Origin of the sequence: Clostridioides sp. GD02377, from assembly GCF_045899875.1 — a bacterium.
Classification (GTDB): Bacteria; Bacillota; Clostridia; order Peptostreptococcales; family Peptostreptococcaceae; genus Clostridioides; species Clostridioides difficile_A.
Window position 1 is genome coordinate 1 of the sequence record NZ_JBJODA010000051.1, and the last position, 1636, is coordinate 1636.

Annotated in this window: 1 protein-coding gene; it reads left to right on the forward strand. The window is 31.4% G+C overall.

Going from position 1 to position 1636, the window contains the following annotated elements; translation table 11 throughout:
• The coding region (locus Q3304_RS20630; protein ID WP_407815480.1) for an NlpC/P60 family protein at positions 1-1570 on the forward strand (1570 nt) is incomplete at its 5' end.
• Between the last annotated feature and the right edge of the window lie 66 nt (positions 1571-1636).

The following is a 1636-nucleotide window of genomic DNA, read 5'->3' on the forward strand; positions in this document are numbered from 1 at the left end:
CGTCATAGAAGATACAAAATATAAAATATCTAGAATAGAAGAAAATAAAACTTTATTTGATATGATATTGACTGCCCTAGATGATACTTTAAGAGAGAAAAAGGAAATGTATGTACTCTATGATGACTTTGGAAGAATAACATTAAAGAATGTTGCATCAATGAAATTAGATACTGTTATGAATAATGATGTCATAGAGGACTTTGACTACAATTCTTCGATTGATAGTGATACTTACACAAAGATTAAACTTGTAAGAGACAACGAGGAGTCAGGTAAAAGAGATGTTTATATTGCACAAGATTCTACACATATGAGAAGTTGGGGAATACTTCAAATGTTTGATACAGTAGACAAGAACATGAGTGAAGCAGAGATAAAACAAAAATGCGATATACTTTTAAAACTATATAATAAGAAAACTAAGTCATTAAGTTTAAAAAACGCAATTGGAGATATTAGAGTAAGAGCAGGTTGCTTAGTACCTGTTTTTTTGTCGTTAGGAGATATAGAGTTGCAAAATTACATGTTAGTTGAGAAAGTAAAACATACTTTTGAAAATAATTCGCATTTTATGGATTTGACACTTGTTGATGGAGACGAGTTTGCTTCTTATTCTTCAAGTTCCTACTCAAGCGGAAATAGTAATAATAAAAATGAGAAACAAAATGGCACTGCACAAAGCACTACAAGCAAAGAAGATACTGAAATGGCTAATAAAATTAATAAACTACTTAAAGGGAAATTATCAAATACAGGGAATGCCTTTGTTAAATACTCAAATGCTTATAAAGTTAATCCAGCTTTAATGGCTGCAATATCAATGCACGAATCAGCTAGGGGTACTTCAAACATTGCAAACACTAAAAATAATTTCTTTGGAATGAGAAGAGATGGAAAGTATTTAAGTTTTTCAAGTACTGATGAAGGAATAAAAAGAGGTATAAGTAATTTATCAAGAAACTATATCTATCAAGGTAGAAAAACATTAGAAAGTATCAGAAATAAGTATTCTTCAAGTTCAGATAAAGAATGGGTAAAATGTGTAGGTGCATTTTATAAGCAGATAACAGGGAGTAATTACGATAATTCAAGTGGTACAGGAATTGGGAGTGATGAAGAAGCAGAAAAGAATTTAAAAGATACAACTTATCAAGTTCAAAATAATAATGCTAATACATCTACAAACAATGGCTCTAAAGCAGATAAATTAATTAGTATAGCTAAAAGTAAACTGGGTTGTAATTATGTGTATGGAGCAGAAGGTCCTAATACATTTGACTGTAGTGGGCTTATACAGTGGTGTTATAAGCAAATAGGTATAAACATTCCTCGTACTGCTTCTGCACAAAGTAAAGCAGGAAAAGCAGTAGATTTAAAAGATAGAAGCAAGTGGAAAGCAGGAGATTTATTGTGTCGAATTGGCGGAGGAAGTAATAATCATGTTGTAATGTATATTGGAAACAATCAAATAATTCATTCCCCTAGGACTGGTGAAGTGGTAAAAACACAGTCAGTTGATTCTTATTATAAAGGTAAAGCATACACACATGTGAGAAGATTTATATAAGCGAGGTGATAAAGTGTCACAGGAATTATTACAAGTAATCAAGAAGGCTGCAATGGATGCAGTAGA